This window comes from Pseudomonas sp. FP198, from assembly GCF_030687895.1.
GTDB lineage: Bacteria > Pseudomonadota > Gammaproteobacteria > Pseudomonadales > Pseudomonadaceae > Aquipseudomonas.
Map to the genome: position 1 here is coordinate 2922802 of NZ_CP117452.1, position 14728 is coordinate 2937529.

At 61.5% G+C, this 14728-nt stretch carries 13 protein-coding genes; 4 read left to right on the top strand and 9 right to left on the bottom strand.

The window, feature by feature from the left end; translation table 11 throughout:
- The first annotated feature begins 38 nt into the window (after window positions 1-38).
- Entirely contained in the window at window positions 39-794 is a 756-nt protein-coding gene (locus PSH78_RS13385) for an SDR family NAD(P)-dependent oxidoreductase (RefSeq protein WP_305501147.1), read from the top strand.
- 37 nt (window positions 795-831) lie between these two features.
- Here the strand turns inward: PSH78_RS13385 and PSH78_RS13390 are convergent, their stop codons facing one another.
- From PSH78_RS13390 to gabT, 3 genes are all read right to left on the bottom strand, one after another.
- Complete coding sequence (locus PSH78_RS13390; RefSeq protein WP_008146530.1) at window positions 832-1320, bottom strand: Lrp/AsnC family transcriptional regulator; 489 nt, start codon at window positions 1318-1320, stop codon at window positions 832-834.
- A gap of 46 nt (window positions 1321-1366) precedes the next feature.
- Entirely contained in the window at window positions 1367-2023 is a 657-nt protein-coding gene (locus tag PSH78_RS13395; RefSeq protein WP_305501148.1) for a 2-haloalkanoic acid dehalogenase, read from the bottom strand.
- Window positions 2024-2110: 87 nt separating this feature from the next.
- Complete coding sequence (gabT, locus tag PSH78_RS13400; RefSeq protein WP_305501149.1) at window positions 2111-3403, bottom strand: 4-aminobutyrate--2-oxoglutarate transaminase; 1293 nt, start codon at window positions 3401-3403, stop codon at window positions 2111-2113.
- A 286-nt stretch (window positions 3404-3689) separates the two neighbouring features.
- Here gabT and PSH78_RS13405 point away from each other — a divergent pair, with 286 nt between their 5' ends.
- The 3 genes from PSH78_RS13405 (at window position 3690) to PSH78_RS13415 (ending at window position 6456) form a co-directional block, all read left to right on the top strand.
- Window positions 3690-4616 carry a glyoxylate/hydroxypyruvate reductase A gene (locus tag PSH78_RS13405; RefSeq protein ID WP_305501151.1) on the top strand — a complete coding sequence of 309 codons (927 nt, stop codon included), beginning with the start codon at window positions 3690-3692 and terminating at the stop codon, window positions 4614-4616.
- A gap of 225 nt (window positions 4617-4841) precedes the next feature.
- Complete coding sequence (locus tag PSH78_RS13410) at window positions 4842-5699, top strand: GNAT family N-acetyltransferase (RefSeq protein ID WP_305501153.1); 858 nt, start codon at window positions 4842-4844, stop codon at window positions 5697-5699.
- 49 nt (window positions 5700-5748) lie between these two features.
- Window positions 5749-6456 carry a cupin domain-containing protein gene (locus tag PSH78_RS13415; protein ID WP_305501154.1) on the top strand — a complete coding sequence of 236 codons (708 nt, stop codon included), beginning with the start codon at window positions 5749-5751 and terminating at the stop codon, window positions 6454-6456.
- A gap of 511 nt (window positions 6457-6967) precedes the next feature.
- On the opposite strand, the gene PSH78_RS13420 is transcribed toward PSH78_RS13415, so the two are convergent.
- From PSH78_RS13420 to PSH78_RS13445, 6 genes are all read right to left on the bottom strand, one after another.
- Entirely contained in the window at window positions 6968-8047 is a 1080-nt protein-coding gene (locus PSH78_RS13420) for a tartrate dehydrogenase (RefSeq protein ID WP_305494656.1), read from the bottom strand.
- 33 nt (window positions 8048-8080) lie between these two features.
- Complete coding sequence (locus PSH78_RS13425) at window positions 8081-9538, bottom strand: NAD-dependent succinate-semialdehyde dehydrogenase (RefSeq protein WP_305494658.1); 1458 nt, start codon at window positions 9536-9538, stop codon at window positions 8081-8083.
- 338 nt (window positions 9539-9876) lie between these two features.
- Window positions 9877-11034 (bottom strand): acetylornithine deacetylase, encoded by a 1158-nt coding sequence (gene argE / locus PSH78_RS13430; protein ID WP_305494660.1) that lies wholly within the window; start codon window positions 11032-11034, stop codon window positions 9877-9879.
- Window positions 11031-12872, bottom strand: a complete 1842-nt coding sequence (locus PSH78_RS13435; RefSeq protein WP_305494662.1) for an ABC transporter ATP-binding protein — start codon at window positions 12870-12872, stop codon at window positions 11031-11033. Before PSH78_RS13435 ends, argE begins: the two co-directional genes overlap by 4 nt.
- Before the next feature lies 1 nt (window position 12873).
- Window positions 12874-13749, bottom strand: coding sequence for an ABC transporter permease (locus PSH78_RS13440; protein WP_305494663.1), 876 nt, complete (start codon window positions 13747-13749; stop codon window positions 12874-12876).
- Window positions 13746-14702: an ABC transporter permease gene (locus tag PSH78_RS13445; protein WP_305501254.1), complete on the bottom strand. Its 957-nt coding sequence runs from the start codon at window positions 14700-14702 to the stop codon at window positions 13746-13748. Before PSH78_RS13445 ends, PSH78_RS13440 begins: the two co-directional genes overlap by 4 nt.
- Window positions 14703-14728 lie beyond the last annotated feature (26 nt).

The following is a 14728-nucleotide window of genomic DNA, read 5'->3' on the forward strand; positions in this document are numbered from 1 at the left end:
AAATCGCAGGTTATTCCACTCATCCAGAGGTCTTTCCAATGAACAAGATTGCACTCATTACCGGCGCCAACCGTGGCCTGGGCCGCAATGCCGCGATTGCCATCGCTGAAAAGGGCAACGACGTGATTCTCACTTATCGTAACGGCGAGGCCCAGGCCCGTGACGTGGTTGGCGAAATCGAACGGCTCGGGCGCAAAGCCGTTGCGTTGAAACTCGATGTGAGTGACGTTTCCAGCTTCGGCACATTCGTCGCTACGCTTTCCGGCGCCCTCCAGCAAGGCTGGGGTCGAGCCGACTTCGACTTCCTCCTCAACAACGCGGGTCACGGCGCGATGGCGGCGTTTGCCGAGACCACCGAAGAGCAGTTCGATGAGCTGTTCAATGTGCACGTCAAAGGTGTTTTTTTCCTGACGCAGGCGCTCTTGCCACTGATCATCGACGGCGGTCGCATCGTCAACTATTCATCCGGGCTGACGCGTGTTTCCTTTCCCGGTTTCTCGGCGTACTCAGCCGCTAAAGGTGCGATTGAAACCCTCACGGTCTACATGGCCAGAGAGCTGGGCAGCCGTGGGATCACGGTAAATACGGTGGCCCCTGGGGCCATTGCGACGGACTTCCTGGGCGGCGCCGTGCGCGACATGCCCGATCTGAATGCGCAATTTGCTGGCATGACCGCCCTTGGCCGGGTGGGCGTCCCGGACGACATCGGGCCAATGGTTGCAAGCCTGCTGGCGGAGGACAACCGCTGGGTTACCGGGCAGCGCATCGAAGTTTCCGGTGGGCAGACTATCTGATTATGCAGATAGTCCACTGTGGGAGTCAGCGGTGGGATTAATGGCGCAGTAGTCGGCGCAACGGCACTCCATCCTTGAGCACCGGCGACTTGATGACGATGTAACTGAAGTATTTGGAGATACCGATGTTCTTGTCCAGCAACCCTTCGATCACTTCCTGATAATGCTGGATGCTGCACGTCATGAAGCGCACCAGATAATCGTAACCGCCGCTGATCAAGTGGCACTCAAGGACTTCGTCGACCAGACGAATATTCGATTCGAACTTGGCGAAGTCTTCCCGTTTATGGTCGCTGAGGGTGATTTCGGTAAATACCGTGACCGAGTCGGTGATCTTTGCGAGGTTCAGATGCGCCCTGTACCCGGAGATATAACCGGCTGATTCGAGGCGCTTGACCCGCTGCAGACAAGGGCTGGAGGACAGTCCCACGGCATCGGCGAGGCTGACATTGGTCATCCGACCGTCTTTTTGAAGTTCAACAAGGATACTGATATCAATTCGGTCTAGTTTTATTAAACCTTCCATCGGGTACCCCTCGGTTGTCTTCAGGCTGACAGTGGTTTTAGCAAATTCAACGGCGCAAAGATAGCTGATGCTGAGCGACGAGGTCGGCCATGCTGGTGATGTAGAAATCGGCGAAATATTCTTGATTTTCAGCCTCATGGCCACGGCGGATCAGGCACAGGCCGACCGATCTTGGCGGTTGTGCGGGCGGTCTGGACACTTGCATGATCGTTCCAGGCTCGAGTTGGTTCTGCCGCAACCATGCCTCATCCTCCAGTGGATTGCAGGCTCGCGAATGCAGGTCTTCGGGTGGAATTCCCAAGCGCTCGCAGAGCTGGTCGCGATCCTCGGCATCACGATCGCAATACACCAATAACCGGTAGAATTTGCGCAGATACAACATGGCACCCGGTGCGTCCTCGAACAGCGACCAGTTGCAGGCCGAACGGGCAAAGCTCATGCCCTCTTCCCAGCTGACCTTGAGCCCCAGGCGCTCCGCCAACTGGCGATGGGCAAAACACAACAAGCCGCTGAAGCCGAGATCGGAAAAACGTGGATAGAGCCCGCGTACCGCCTCGTCGAACTCCGCCAATACCTGCTCCTTGCCCGGCATGCCCGGACGGTTTTCGAGCAAGGGTTGCAGGGCCGTCCAGACACCGGAATCCCGATCGACCAGGACTTCGTCGCAATCGATCAGCAGCGCACGATAATCAGTCAGGTGCATGTGTCGCCTCCCATGGTGCGTTTATCAATCCTTATGCCTGGCTGCCTCGGTCGACAAAATCGCCAACTTGCCGACCGAGACCTGAGACTAATCCATTACCCGCAGCAATGCGGCATCCAGGATGGCCAGTGCTTCGTCGACCTGACTTTCTTCGGTGACCAGGGGAGCGAGGAAGCGCAGGACATTTCGGTACACCCCGCATTTGATCACCAACAGCCCGCCAATCCTTGCCTGATCGATCAGTCGCTGGGTGAGTTCGGCATCCGGGCTGCGGGCCTCATCGTCTTTGATCAATTCGATTGCCAGCATGAAACCGGTGCCGCGCACATCACCGATGCGCGCGTGGCGGGCCTGCAAGCGCAGCAGGCCCTGGCGCAGTCGCTCCCCCAGGACCAGGCCACGCTCGAGCAGATGCTCCTGCTCATAAGCCTCGATCACCGCCAATGCCGCGGCACAGGCCAAGGCGTTACCGCCGTAGGTGCCGCCAAGGCCACCGGGCAGTGGCGCGTCCATGATGTGCGCGCGCCCCACCACGCCCGAGATGGGCAGGCCACCGGCCAGGCTCTTGGCGACGGTGACCAGGTCCGGCTGGATGCCGGCGTGCTGAAAACCGAACCATTTGCCGGTACGCCCGAAGCCGGTCTGGATTTCATCGAGGATGAGCACGATGCCGTGCTGCTCGGTCAAGGCTCGTAGCGCCTGGAGAAATTCTGGTGGAGCGCTGAGGAAGCCTCCATCGCCCTGCACCGGTTCGATGATAATCGCCGCGACCCGATCCGGAGAGACTTGGGTCGCCAGCAATTCGTTGAGTGCCTGCAACGCCATCGCACTGCTGAAACCGCGGTAGGCATTCGGGTATGGCGTATGGAAGACCTCCGGTGCCAGAGGTCCGAAGTTCTGCTTGTAGGGCTGGCTCATGCCCGTCAGCGTCGTACCCAGTAAAGTACGCCCATGAAAACCGCCCCGGAAGGCAATGATTGCGGGACGATTGGTATGCGCGCGGGCGATCTTCACCGCGTTCTCCACCGCTTCCGCGCCGGAAGTGAACAGCGCCGCCTTGCAGGCTTGCTGCCCACCCACCAAGGCACACAGGCGCTTGACCAGATCGATATACGGTTTGTAGGCCACCACTTGGAAACACGCGTGGCTGACCTTCTGTAATTGAGCCTGCACCGCCGCGATCACCTTCGGGTGATTATGACCGATGTTCAACACGCCGATGCCGCCGACGAAGTCCAGATAGCGCGCCCCATCCACGTCCCACACCTCTGCCCCCTGGGCCCGGTCGATGACCAGCGGATGCGCGGTGACCAACCCTCGTGGCACGAATTGATCGCGTTGAAGGAGCAGGCTCGGGGTTTCTTCGACTTTACTGTTCATGGCATCTCCCACAGTGAACCAGGCAACCGGGAAACGGCTGCGATGTGTTCCACAGGTTAAGCGTTCGACACAATTGTCTAAGCCGAACTTGGCCTCTGGGAAATTCGGATCGACTGTTTTCACCCCGGCAAACAGCAGAATCCTTCAGCCGACTCCAGCCCCATGGAATCTGCCGGCAGACGCCCTGTACAAAGCAGTGTCCGGCGATTACGCAGGCTGTTTCGATACATCCTGCTTTGCCACTCGGGCATGCTGGATGTTCCCTATCTTGTACGAGAAGTGACCCATGGCCCTGTTGTATAAAGCCGACCCGGTACGCGGTGAACAATGGAAGCGTCTATTCGCCGAGCACGCTCCGGACATCGAATGGCGCGCCTGGCCGGACATCGGCGACCCGAAGGACATTCGCTTCCTCGCCGCCTGGCAGGCACCGGAGGATCTCGACACACTGCTGCCGAACCTGGAGGTGCTGTTCGCTTTGTCGGCCGGGGTCGATCAGCTTGATCTTGATCGCTTGCCCACCTCCCTGCCGGTGGTCCGTCTCCTCGATCCCGGCATCACCCGGGGCATGTGCGAGTACGCTAGCTTCGCCGTGCTCAGCCTGCACCGGGATATGCTCCGTTATCGCCAGCAACAGATTGCCCGATGCTGGCAGGCGCACTTGCTGCAACCGGCGGCCCAGCGTCGGGTCGGGGTCATGGGGCTCGGCATGCAGGCCCGGCAGATTCTGGCGACCTTGCAGGCTTTTGGCTTCGCCTTGTCAGGTTGGGCACGCAGCGAGCATCACATCGCCGGGGTGAATTGCTTTGCCGGTGACGAACAGCTCCCGGCCTTCCTCGGCCAATGCGACATCGTGATTTGCGTCCTGCCATTGACCGAGCAGACCCAAGGGATTCTCAACCGCCAGTTATTCGGACATCTGCCCAAGGGTGCTGCCCTGGTCAACATGGGCCGCGGTGGCCACCTGATAGAAGAGGATCTGCTCGAGGCCCTGGCCAGCGGCCAACTCAGTGCGGCGGTGCTCGACGTCCTGCAACAGGAGCCGGCAGCGCCGGATCACCCGTTCTGGCAGCATCCGCAGATACTGCTGACGCCGCATATCGCGGCGATGACCCAACCCGAAAGTGCCTTCGGCGTGTTGCTGGACAACATCCGTCGGCATCAGCGCGGTGAATCGATGCTCGGCCAGATTGACCGCCAGCGCTGTTATTGAGTGGTGCTTGCTCACGCAGCTACGAAAAGCACCGGCGAAAAATCCGCTGATATTTGCTGCTGAGCCTGCTGTCGATTTGAGCAATAACTGCGGTGTGTGAAGCCGCAACTGATGCAATCTACCGAATCAAGCTGCGCCTCTTGTCAGGTCTCGCCGCAGGTGAGATATCAATCCTTTCGGCGGAGAAATCCGCCCGGTCACACTCCCTTGAATACGGAGATGTTCATGCCCAGTTCGCAACGCCCGGCGTATGCCTATCGCCCCATGACCGCTGCCGATGTGGCAGCGGCCCATGCCTTGTCCGTGCAGTTGAAGTGGCCCCATCGCCTGGAGGACTGGGCCATGCTGCAGCGGGTCTCGCAGGGTTTTGTCGCCGAGGACCACGGCCGCCTGATCGGCACCGCGTTCACCTGCCCGCAGGGTGTTTACGCCACGATCGGCCTGGTGATTGTCAGTGACGAATACCAGGGCCAGGGCATCGGTCGCAAACTGATGGAACTGGCGCTCCAAGCGTGTGGAACGCAAACCGCCATGCTCAACGCGACGCTGGCCGGCGCGCCTCTTTATGCCAGCCAGGGATTCGTTGACTTTGGTCATATCCAACAACATCAGGGGAACGTATTGCCCCCGGTCCCCGAGGACCTGCCCTCCGGTGAGCATTGCCGCCACCTGACCAAGACCGATCAAACCGCCCAGATCGAACTGGCCAATGCCGGCAGCGGCCTGGACAGGCGCGCCGTGCTTGGTGACTTGTTCGATTGTGTCGAAGAGGCGGTAGGCATTGAGCGCGATGGTCAACTGCGCGCGTTCGCCATCCTGCGTCCATTCGGTCGTGGTCGTTACATCGGCCCGGTCGTTGCAGAAAATCCACAACAGGCCAAGCACTTGATCGCGGTGCTGTTGGCTCAAGTGCCGGATGCTTTCGTACGCATGGATGTACCGTCCGACAGCGGCCTGGGTCCGTGGCTGGAAGAAACCGGGCTGAAGCAGGTCGACACCGTCGCCCAGATGGTCCGTGGCTCCCCGCCCCAGGCAAGCGGCGGCGTAAAGCAGTTTGCGCTGGTGACCCAGGCCATCGGCTGACGCCCCTGCATCACCGCTACATCCTCTACTTTCCCGGAGAAACACCCTCATGCCAGAGCCCACTGCCGTACTGTTGGCCCACGCCAACGGCACTCCCGCGTCAACCGCATTCACCTGCAGCTCATTGGGCGCCAACGATCCGTTCGACAGGCAGATTGCCTATCTCGGGACCCAGGACATTGCTGCCGGTATCGTCCAGGCGAGCGGACAGTTCAGCGTCGATGCATATCCCTACAGTGAAACGATCGTGGTCCACGCCGGACAAGTCACTCTGCAAAGCGACGAACACTCGCTGCAACTCGATCCGGGTGATAGCGCGGTAATTGCCCGCGGCACATCGATTCGGATCGAGGCGCAACCTGGCTCGCTCTGGGCATTCTGCGCCGATACCCAGCCTGTTGCAGCGGGCAACGTCGGGATTATCGCTCTCCCCCGGCACACCCTGCTCGCACCCTCGACGCCACCGAGTGAAGAATTCCTGCTGAGCCCGACACCGCAATGTCGCTCGAACAATGTGTTCGTCGAGGACACGACCAACCTGCGCATCGGCGTCTGGGATTCGACGCCCTATACCCGCAGGGCAAGGCCGCACACGATGCACGAACTGATGCACCTGATCGAGGGCAGCATCATTCTCCAGCTCGGCGATGGGACGGGGCTGGAGGTGAATACTGGCGATACGGTGTTTGTGCCCAAGGGGGCTCCTTGCGCCTGGAAGAGCAGCGTCTATGTGCGCAAGTTTTATGTTTGCAAGTGATGACTGACGGCGCTTCTTTGGTGTGAATATCCGTTGTTGCGGTCACGGCGGCTTAGGGTTCCGCCCTTACGGCGGGTCACTTTCAAAAAGCGTGAAAGTAACCAAAGCGCTTTAGCCCCACCACTCGGTGCCTCGCTAAGGCTCGGCATGCCCTCACTCCGGCATTGCTCCGTGGGCCGCCGCGAAGGGCCGTCCCTGGCCCAGCGCGGCTACCTCGGCATCCATGCCGAAGTGCCCACTGCGCAATGCCTACGTTCGGCCAGCGTGGTTAACGGGGCGCCGAGATCAACGCCCTCCACGAGGCGGCCTTCGAGCCGACCTGTTTTTTGGTGAACCGCGCTTCTCCTTTGGGAGCAAGCCTGCTCGCGAAAGGGCCGGCCCATTCAAAATTTTCATTGACTGACACTCCGCCTTCGCGAGCAGGCTCGCTCCCACACTGGACCGCGGCAGACGCAGATCTCACGGCTCACATAGAACCCTGTGGGAGCAGGACCGGAGCACAACTCCCAGTTCAAAGCGCCCCCGCAATAGCCAGGCCAACCTCCTGAGTCGACGCCTGCCCGCCAAGATCAAGCGTAATCGGGCCCTCTGCAATAACCCGCTCGATGGCCCTGAGAATCCCGTCATGGGCCGCGCGATAGCGCTCGTCACCATTGCCCAGGAAGTCGAGCATCAAGGCACCGGACCAGATCATCGCAATCGGGTTGGCGATGTTCCGTCCATAGATATCTGGCGCCGAGCCATGGACCGGTTCGAACAACGAGGGAAATCGACGCTGCGGATCGAGGTTGGCCGAAGGGGCGATGCCGATGGTACCGGCGCAGGCAGGCCCGAGGTCGGACAGGATGTCACCGAACAGATTCGAGGCCACGACCACATCGAAACGGTCTGGCTGCAGCACAAAGCGCGCACACAGGATATCGATGTGTTGCTTGTCCCAGGTGACGTCCGGGTACTGCTGCGCCATGAGCGCCGTGCGTTCGTCCCAGTACGGCATGCTGATGGAAATGCCGTTGGACTTGGTCGCCGCCGTCAGGCGTTTGCGCGGCCGGGTCTGGGCCAGGTCGAAGGCGAACTTGAGAATCCGGTCCACACCGCGTCGGGTGAATACCGACTCCTGCAGCACGAACTCGTGCTCGGTGCCTTCGAACATCTTGCCGCCGACCGAGGAGTACTCGCCCTCGGTGTTTTCGCGGATCACCACGAAGTCGATGTCCCCGGCTTCACGTCCGGCCAACGGACACGGCACGCCGGGAAACAGCCGCACCGGACGGATGTTCACGTACTGATCGAAGTCCCGGCGAAACTTCAGCAGCGAACCCCACAGGGAAATGTGATCCGGTACCTTGTCCGGCCAGCCCACGGCGCCAAAATAGATCGCATCGAAGCCCTTGAGCTGTTCAAACCAGTCGGCGGGCATCATCTGCCCGTGTTCCAGGTAGTAATCGCAGTGGGCCCAGTCGAGCACTTCGATGCTCAGGTCCAATTGCCATTTCTTCGCCGCCTGCTCCAATACCCGCAGCCCCTCCGGCAAGACTTCCTTACCAATACCGTCGCCAGCAATCGCGGCGATTCTGAATGGTTTGCTCATCAACCGTGCCTCCTCTTCAAATCGCTGACCGCATCACAACCCGCCGACGTGGAAGGCTTTGACTTCAAGGAATTCATCCAGGCCATACTTGCTGCCCTCACGCCCAAGGCCCGATTGCTTGATACCGCCGAAGGGCGCGACGTCCATGGAAATGAGCCCGGTATTGAGGCCAACCATGCCGAACTCCAGGGCCTCGCCGAACCGCCATGAGCGGCGCAGATCCTGAGTGAAAAAATATGCCGCCAAGCCATAGGGCGTAGCGTTGGCCAAGGCGAGCGCCTGTTCTTCCGTGCTGAAGCGCATCAGCGGAGCAACCGGACCGAAGGTTTCTTCGTTGGCCAGCAGCATTCCGGCGTGCGTTTCCCCGAGCACCGTCGGCTGGACGAACTGGCTGTCGCCGGTGGGAATTTCCCCACAGAGCAGGCGAGCGCCCTGGCTCAACGCCTCGTCGATGTGTCGAGCGACCTTGCTGACCGCCGCCGCGTTGATCAGCGGACCGATGTTCACCTCGGCCTCGAGGCCGTCGCCCACCTTGAGCTTGCCCACCTCCTCCACCAGGCGCTGGGCGAAGCGCTCGTAGATCCCGTCCTGCACCAGGATCCGGTTGGCGCAGACGCAGGTCTGCCCGGCGTTGCGGAATTTGCTGAGCATGATGCCGGTCACGGCCTGCTCCAGGTCCGCGTCGTCAAACACGATGAACGGAGCGTTACCGCCCAGCTCCAGGCTCAGGCGCTTGATGTGTTCCGAACTCTGGCGCATCAGCAGGCGTCCGACAGCGGTGGAGCCGGTAAAGGAAAGCTTGCGCACCGTCGGGTTGCCGGTCAGCTCTTCACCAATGCCGGCGGGCATGCCGGTCACGACGTTGAATACTCCCGCCGGAATCCCGACCCGCTCAGCCAGAACCGCCAGGGCCAGGGCCGACAGCGGGGTCAGGTCCGACGGCTTGACCACGATCGTGCACCCCGCGGCCAAGGCCGGTGCGCACTTGCGGGTGATCATCGCATTGGGGAAATTCCACGGCGTGATCGCGGCGCAAACGCCCACCGGTTGCTTGAGGGTCATCAAGCGCCGATCACCGCTGGGGGCCGGGATGGTTTCGCCATAGATCCGTCGAGCTTCTTCGGCAAACCATTTGACGAAGCTGGCACCGTAGCGGATCTCGCCCTTGGCTTCCGCCAGCGGCTTGCCCTGCTCAAGGGTAAGGATCAACGCCAGGTCGTCGAGGTTATCGATCATCGCCTGGTACCAGCGATCGAGCAGCGCCGCCCGTTCCGCCGCCGGGCGCGCGCGCCAGGCCGGCCAGGCACGGTCGGCGGCTTCGATGGCGCGTCGGGTTTCACTGCCGTGTATTGCCGGTACCCGGGCAAGCACCTCGCCGGTGGCCGGGTTGATCACGTCCAGGGTGGCGGCGTTGTCGGCGCCGACCCACTGGCCGTCGATGTAAGCGAGTTCTACCAGCAGGCTGGGGTCTTTCAGGCGATTCTTGAGCATGACGTCGGGTCCTGTTCTGAGACAGCCTTCAGTCTATTGAGTCGCCCTGGACGAGGATGCTGAAAACGCCGGCCCTACAGCCTTGAATGCTGAAAATCCGCGTTCGACGGCATAATGCTGTTCACTTAAGGCAATCGGGGAACCCGTGGCGAGGGAGCTTGCTCCCGCTGGGCCGCGAAGCGGCCCCAAAACCTGCCAAACACTTAGTATCAGACACACCGCATCCGCCGGTTTACGCCTGCTTCGCAGCCGAGTGGGAGCAAGCTCCCTCGCCACGGGTACGTCATTTTGTTAAGTGAACAGCATTACCCCCGATGGCAGGCTTTACCGTTGCAGGATCAAATGCGCATCGAGCCCAGCAACCCTTGCAGAAAGCACTTGCCCGCCTCCATCTGGCTGATCTCGATGAACTCGTCAGGCTTGTGCGCCTGTTCGATCGAACCCGGGCCGCAGACCACCACCGGTACATCCAGGCGTTGCTTGAACAAACCGCCCTCGGTACCGAACGATACTTTCGCGGTACCCGTGTCCGGGGCGGCAAAGTTTTTCAGGAACCGTACCGCTTCGACGCTCGGGTGGGTGTCAAGGCCCGGGTAGACGTTCAGGGTCTCGATTTCAATCGCCGCCACGCTGGAAAGCTTTTGCGCCTCGCGCACGATCAGTTCGGCCCGTTCGCGCATCTGCTCCAAGAAGCCGTCGAGGTCGTCCGCCGGCAAGTTACGCACTTCGAAATCGAGGGTGCACAGGTTGGGCACGATGTTCAGCGCCTTGCCGCCGACAATCTGACCGACATGCACGGTGCTGTAGGGCACATCGTAATCGGCATCCCGGGCACCCTGCTCTTGCAATTGCTGTTGGCTCAGGCGCAGCGCGGCGATGAAATCGCAGGCCACATGAATCGCATTGACCGAGCGTGGCGCCAATGATGAGTGCGCCTCCAGGCCACGACAGTACGTACGGTAGGAACCCTTGCCCTTGTGCCCGAGGACGAACTGCATATTGGTCGGCTCGCCGATGACGCATAGAAACGGCCGGACCGGTGCCAGGTGCAGCACGTCAAGCAAACGCCGTACCCCCACGCAGCCGATCTCCTCGTCATGGGACAGCGCCAGCTGCAGCGGCCTGCTCAATGGCTGCTCGGCGGCATCGAGCATGGCGTCGATTGCCAGGGCGATAAAGCCCTTCATATCGCAACTGCCGCGGCCATAGATCCGTCCGTCCCGCACCGTCGCCGCAAACGCCGGGAAGGTCCAGGCCTGCCCCGCCGCCGGCACCACGTCGGTATGCCCCGACAGCAGGATCCCCGGCACATCCTCTGGCCCCGTGCTGGCAAACAGGTTGGCTTTGTTGCCGCTGTCGTCCCGCACAATCAATGACTCGATGCCCTTGGTCAGCAGCAGATCGCGCACGTATTCGATCAAGGCCATATTCGATTCCGAAGAGACGGTATCGAAGGCCATCAGCCGTTTGAGAATTTCCAATACACGGGGTTTCATGCGTACGCCGCCACGGTCGGATTGTTCGATTGCTGGGTTTTCATCAGTTCGGCGCTGTCGTGGTGGCAAAGGATTTCGCTGCCACCGACTAACATCCGCCGGTCCGGCGAGACGCGATTGCACAGCCCGTCGACCCTCACCGGGCAGCGATTGAGGAAGGTGCACAGCCCTGGCACAGCGGCTTTCGGGCCAATCGACGGCAGCGTCTGGCAGGTCGTTGCCCCGCAGTTTTCCAGCCAGCCCTGGCGCAGTTCCGGTACGGAATGGATCAACAGATCGGTATACGGATGGAACGGAGCCTCGGCGTAGGATTGACGCGTACCGGCCTGGACCTTGTGCCCGCTGTACATCACCACGATGTCGTCACACAAGGCGCGCACGGTGGAGATGTCGTGGCTGATGAACAGATAGGACACGCCCAGCTCCTGGCGCAAATCGCGCAGCAATTCGAGAATTGCCGCACCGACCACGGTATCCAGCGCCGAGGTCACCTCGTCACAGAGAATCAGGTCGGGCTTGGCCGCCAAGGCCCGGGCCAGGTTGATCCGTTGTTTCTGTCCGCCGGACAGTTCGTTCGGACGCCGGTCCGCCATCGTCCGGGGCAGACGCACCAGGTCCAGCAGCTCGCCGATACGCTCGCGCAACGGCGCGCCCTTGAGACCGAAATACATCTTCAGCGGACGGCTCAGAATTGTGCTGACGCTGTGCATCGGATTGAGTGCGGTGTCGGCATTCTGGAAGACCATCTGTATGCGTCGGAACTGCTCCTGGGTACGCGACGACAGGCTGCCGCCCAGGGGTTGACCATCGAAGGACAAGCCGCCAAGGGCTGGCGGCAACAACCCGGCCACCACCCGTGCAAGGGTCGATTTGCCCGAGCCCGACTCACCGATGACACCGATGGCCTGGCCTCGGCGAATCGTCAGGTCGATGCCTTCCAGCACGCGAATCGCTGGCATGCCCTGGGCGTCCTTGTTGCCGTAGCCGGCGGTCAGCCCCTGGATGGTCAGCAATGGCGTGTCCTGCGCGATGTCGCCGGGCGGACGGATCGTCGTGTCCGGCCGCGCCGCCGCCAACAGGCTGCGGGTGTATTCGTGGGCCGGGCCCTTGAGCAAAGGTGCCGTGGCGCTATGTTCGAAGATCTCGCCGCCATTGAGCACGACGATCTGATCAGCCATCTGCGCCACGACCGCCAGGTCGTGGGACACATAGACGGCCGTGGCGCCACGCTCGCGGACCACCCGTTTGAAGGCCCGCAGCACATCGATCTGGGTCGTTACATCGAGGGCGGTGGTCGGCTCGTCGAGCACCACCAGCAATGGATCGCTGATCAGCGCCATGGCCGCCATCACCCGTTGCAGTTGCCCGCCCGACACCTGGTGAGGATAGCGCTGGCCGATGCGCTCAGGGTCTGGCAGGGCCAGGTCGCGAAACAGCTCGATGGCTTTGGCCTCAAGTACCGCCCGGCTGCCCAGGCCATGAATCAGCGCGCCTTCCACTACCTGGTCGATGAGTTTTTTCGCCGGGTTGAACGCCGCTGCGGCGCTCTGGGCGATATAGGACACCCGGTTGCCGCGCAACTTCTGCAACTGGCTTTCGCTCACCGCCAGCATGTCGTCGTCGCCGATTTGCACCACGCCGCCCGCCAGCCGGCAACCGCGTCGGGCATAACCGAGCAGCGCCAGGGCTATGGTGGTCTTGCCGGAACCGGACTCACCGATCAAGGCCAATACCTGGCCTTTTTGCAGGGAGAAGCTAACCCCCTTGACGATGTCCACCTCATCGCGCTCGCCGCAGGCGACCACGCGCAAGTCCTGTACCCGAATCAACTCACTCATTTCAATGACCTCCCGTACGTCGGCTATGTCGCGACGACAACCGGTCGATGAACAGATTCACGCCGATGGTCAGGGTGCCGATGGCCAGGGCAGGAATCACGATCGCGGGCGCCCCCTGATTGAGGCCGCCGATGTTCTCGCGTACCAGCGAGCCAAGGTCGGCATCCGGCGGTTGTACGCCCAGCCCGAGGAAACTCATGCCACTGAGCAGCAGCACGATGAAACCAAAACGCAGGCCCAGGTCCGCCAGCACCGGATTGAGGATGTTCGGCAGGATTTCCACGCAGGCGATGTACAGCCGGCGTTCGCCCCGGGTACGGGCCACTTGCACGTACTCCAGCGCTTCGATATTCACCGCCATGCTGCGGGCGATGCGGAAGGCACCGGGGGTATAGCTCAACACCGCCGTGCAGATCAGCAAGGTGACCGAGGAGCCGAAAGCCGAGACCATGATCAGCGCCAGCATCTTGCTCGGGATCGAAATGAACGCGTCCATCAGGCGGCTGATCAATTCATCCAGCCACTTTGGCGACACCACCGACAACAGCGCCAGACTGGTTCCCAGGGTGCTCGACAGCACCGCGGCCACCAACGCCAGGCCGACGGTGAAACGCGCGCCGACAAGAACCCGGCTGAGCATGTCGCGGCCCAGGTAATCGGTGCCGAACGGGTACGTCGCGCTGAGGCTGTCGAAGACATTGTCGGAGACCACTTCGCCCACCGGATGCGGCGCCAGCCACGGGCCGAAAATCGCCACCAGCAACCAGATCACACACATCGCGGCGCCGGCCAGGCCAAGCCAGGACTTTGCGTGGGCGTCTTTGCCCAACCCCAGCGCAGCGGCCGCCGTCGGCGATTTCACAATGAGGTTGTTCATTGGTTTCTCAGCCTCGGATTGGAAAGAATCGCGCACAGGTCGGCAATCAACACCAACACCAGGTACGCCGTACAAAACAACATGGTGCAGGCTTGAACCAAGGCCATGTCGCGGTTGGTCACGGCATCGACCATCAGGCTGGCAATGCCGGGATAGTTGAAGATCGTTTCAACGATCACCACCCCGCCCAACAGGTAGGACAAGCTCAGGGCAATGGCATTGGCAATGGGGCCGATGGCATTGGGCAAGGCGTGCCGGAGCACGATGCGGATATTGCTCACGCCCTTGAGCCGGGCCATTTCCACGTAAGGGCTGTCGAGCTGATCGATCACGGCTGCGCGGGTCATGCGTGACATTTGCGCGACAATCACGCAGCACAGCGTCATCACCGGCAATGCGTAGGTGCGCATGAATTGCCAGGGGGACGTGATTTCACTGGCGTAGGACAGCGCCGATAACCAACCCAGGTTCACCGCGAATATCAGCACCGCCAAGGTGGCGACCAGAAACTCCGGCACGGCCACCATGGTCAAGGTGAAAAAACTCAGGAAGCTGTCGAGGCGCCCGCCTCGGCCCATGGCCGAGCCGATCCCCAGGGTCAACGCCACGGGCACCGACACCAGGGCCGTGGCAGCGGCGAGCATCAAGGTGTTGGGAACCCGGCCGGCCATCAGCTCGATCACCGGCGTGGCGTTGGACATCGACATTCCCAGGTCACCGCTGAGCAGGCTCGTCAGCCAATGCAGGTAACGCAACACACCGGGCTGGTCCAGGCCCATTTTCGTCCGCAGGGCCGCCACCTGTTCCGGCGTGGCGAACTGTCCCAGCGCCTGTTGCGCCGCATCCCCCGGCAGCACCGCCGTGATGGCGAACACCACCATGGAGACAATCAACAAGGTCACGACCGCCGCCCCCAGGCGGCGGCCGATCAACCACAGTGTGTTGCTATTCATCATCCGACCCTCGTGCAATGTGGCCC

Excerpts from the sequence above, each read along its gene's own strand:
- PSH78_RS13410 (WP_305501153.1), top strand. The coding sequence starts at position 4,842 with ATGCCCAGTTCGCAACGCCCGGCGTATGCCTATCGCCCCATGACCGCT.
- PSH78_RS13390 (WP_008146530.1), bottom strand. The coding sequence starts at position 1,320 with ATGGAAGGTTTAATAAAACTAGACCGAATTGATATCAGTATCCTTGTT.
- argE (WP_305494660.1), bottom strand. The coding sequence starts at position 11,034 with ATGAAACCCCGTGTATTGGAAATTCTCAAACGGCTGATGGCCTTCGAT.
- PSH78_RS13420 (WP_305494656.1), bottom strand. The coding sequence starts at position 8,047 with ATGAGCAAACCATTCAGAATCGCCGCGATTGCTGGCGACGGTATTGGT.
- PSH78_RS13405 (WP_305501151.1), top strand. The coding sequence starts at position 3,690 with ATGGCCCTGTTGTATAAAGCCGACCCGGTACGCGGTGAACAATGGAAG.
- gabT (WP_305501149.1), bottom strand. The coding sequence starts at position 3,403 with ATGAACAGTAAAGTCGAAGAAACCCCGAGCCTGCTCCTTCAACGCGAT.
- PSH78_RS13445 (WP_305501254.1), bottom strand. The coding sequence starts at position 14,702 with ATGAATAGCAACACACTGTGGTTGATCGGCCGCCGCCTGGGGGCGGCG.
- PSH78_RS13415 (WP_305501154.1), top strand. The coding sequence starts at position 5,749 with ATGCCAGAGCCCACTGCCGTACTGTTGGCCCACGCCAACGGCACTCCC.
- PSH78_RS13435 (WP_305494662.1), bottom strand. The coding sequence starts at position 12,872 with ATGAGTGAGTTGATTCGGGTACAGGACTTGCGCGTGGTCGCCTGCGGC.
- PSH78_RS13440 (WP_305494663.1), bottom strand. The coding sequence starts at position 13,749 with ATGAACAACCTCATTGTGAAATCGCCGACGGCGGCCGCTGCGCTGGGG.
- PSH78_RS13395 (WP_305501148.1), bottom strand. The coding sequence starts at position 2,023 with ATGCACCTGACTGATTATCGTGCGCTGCTGATCGATTGCGACGAAGTC.
- PSH78_RS13385 (WP_305501147.1), top strand. The coding sequence starts at position 39 with ATGAACAAGATTGCACTCATTACCGGCGCCAACCGTGGCCTGGGCCGC.
- PSH78_RS13425 (WP_305494658.1), bottom strand. The coding sequence starts at position 9,538 with ATGCTCAAGAATCGCCTGAAAGACCCCAGCCTGCTGGTAGAACTCGCT.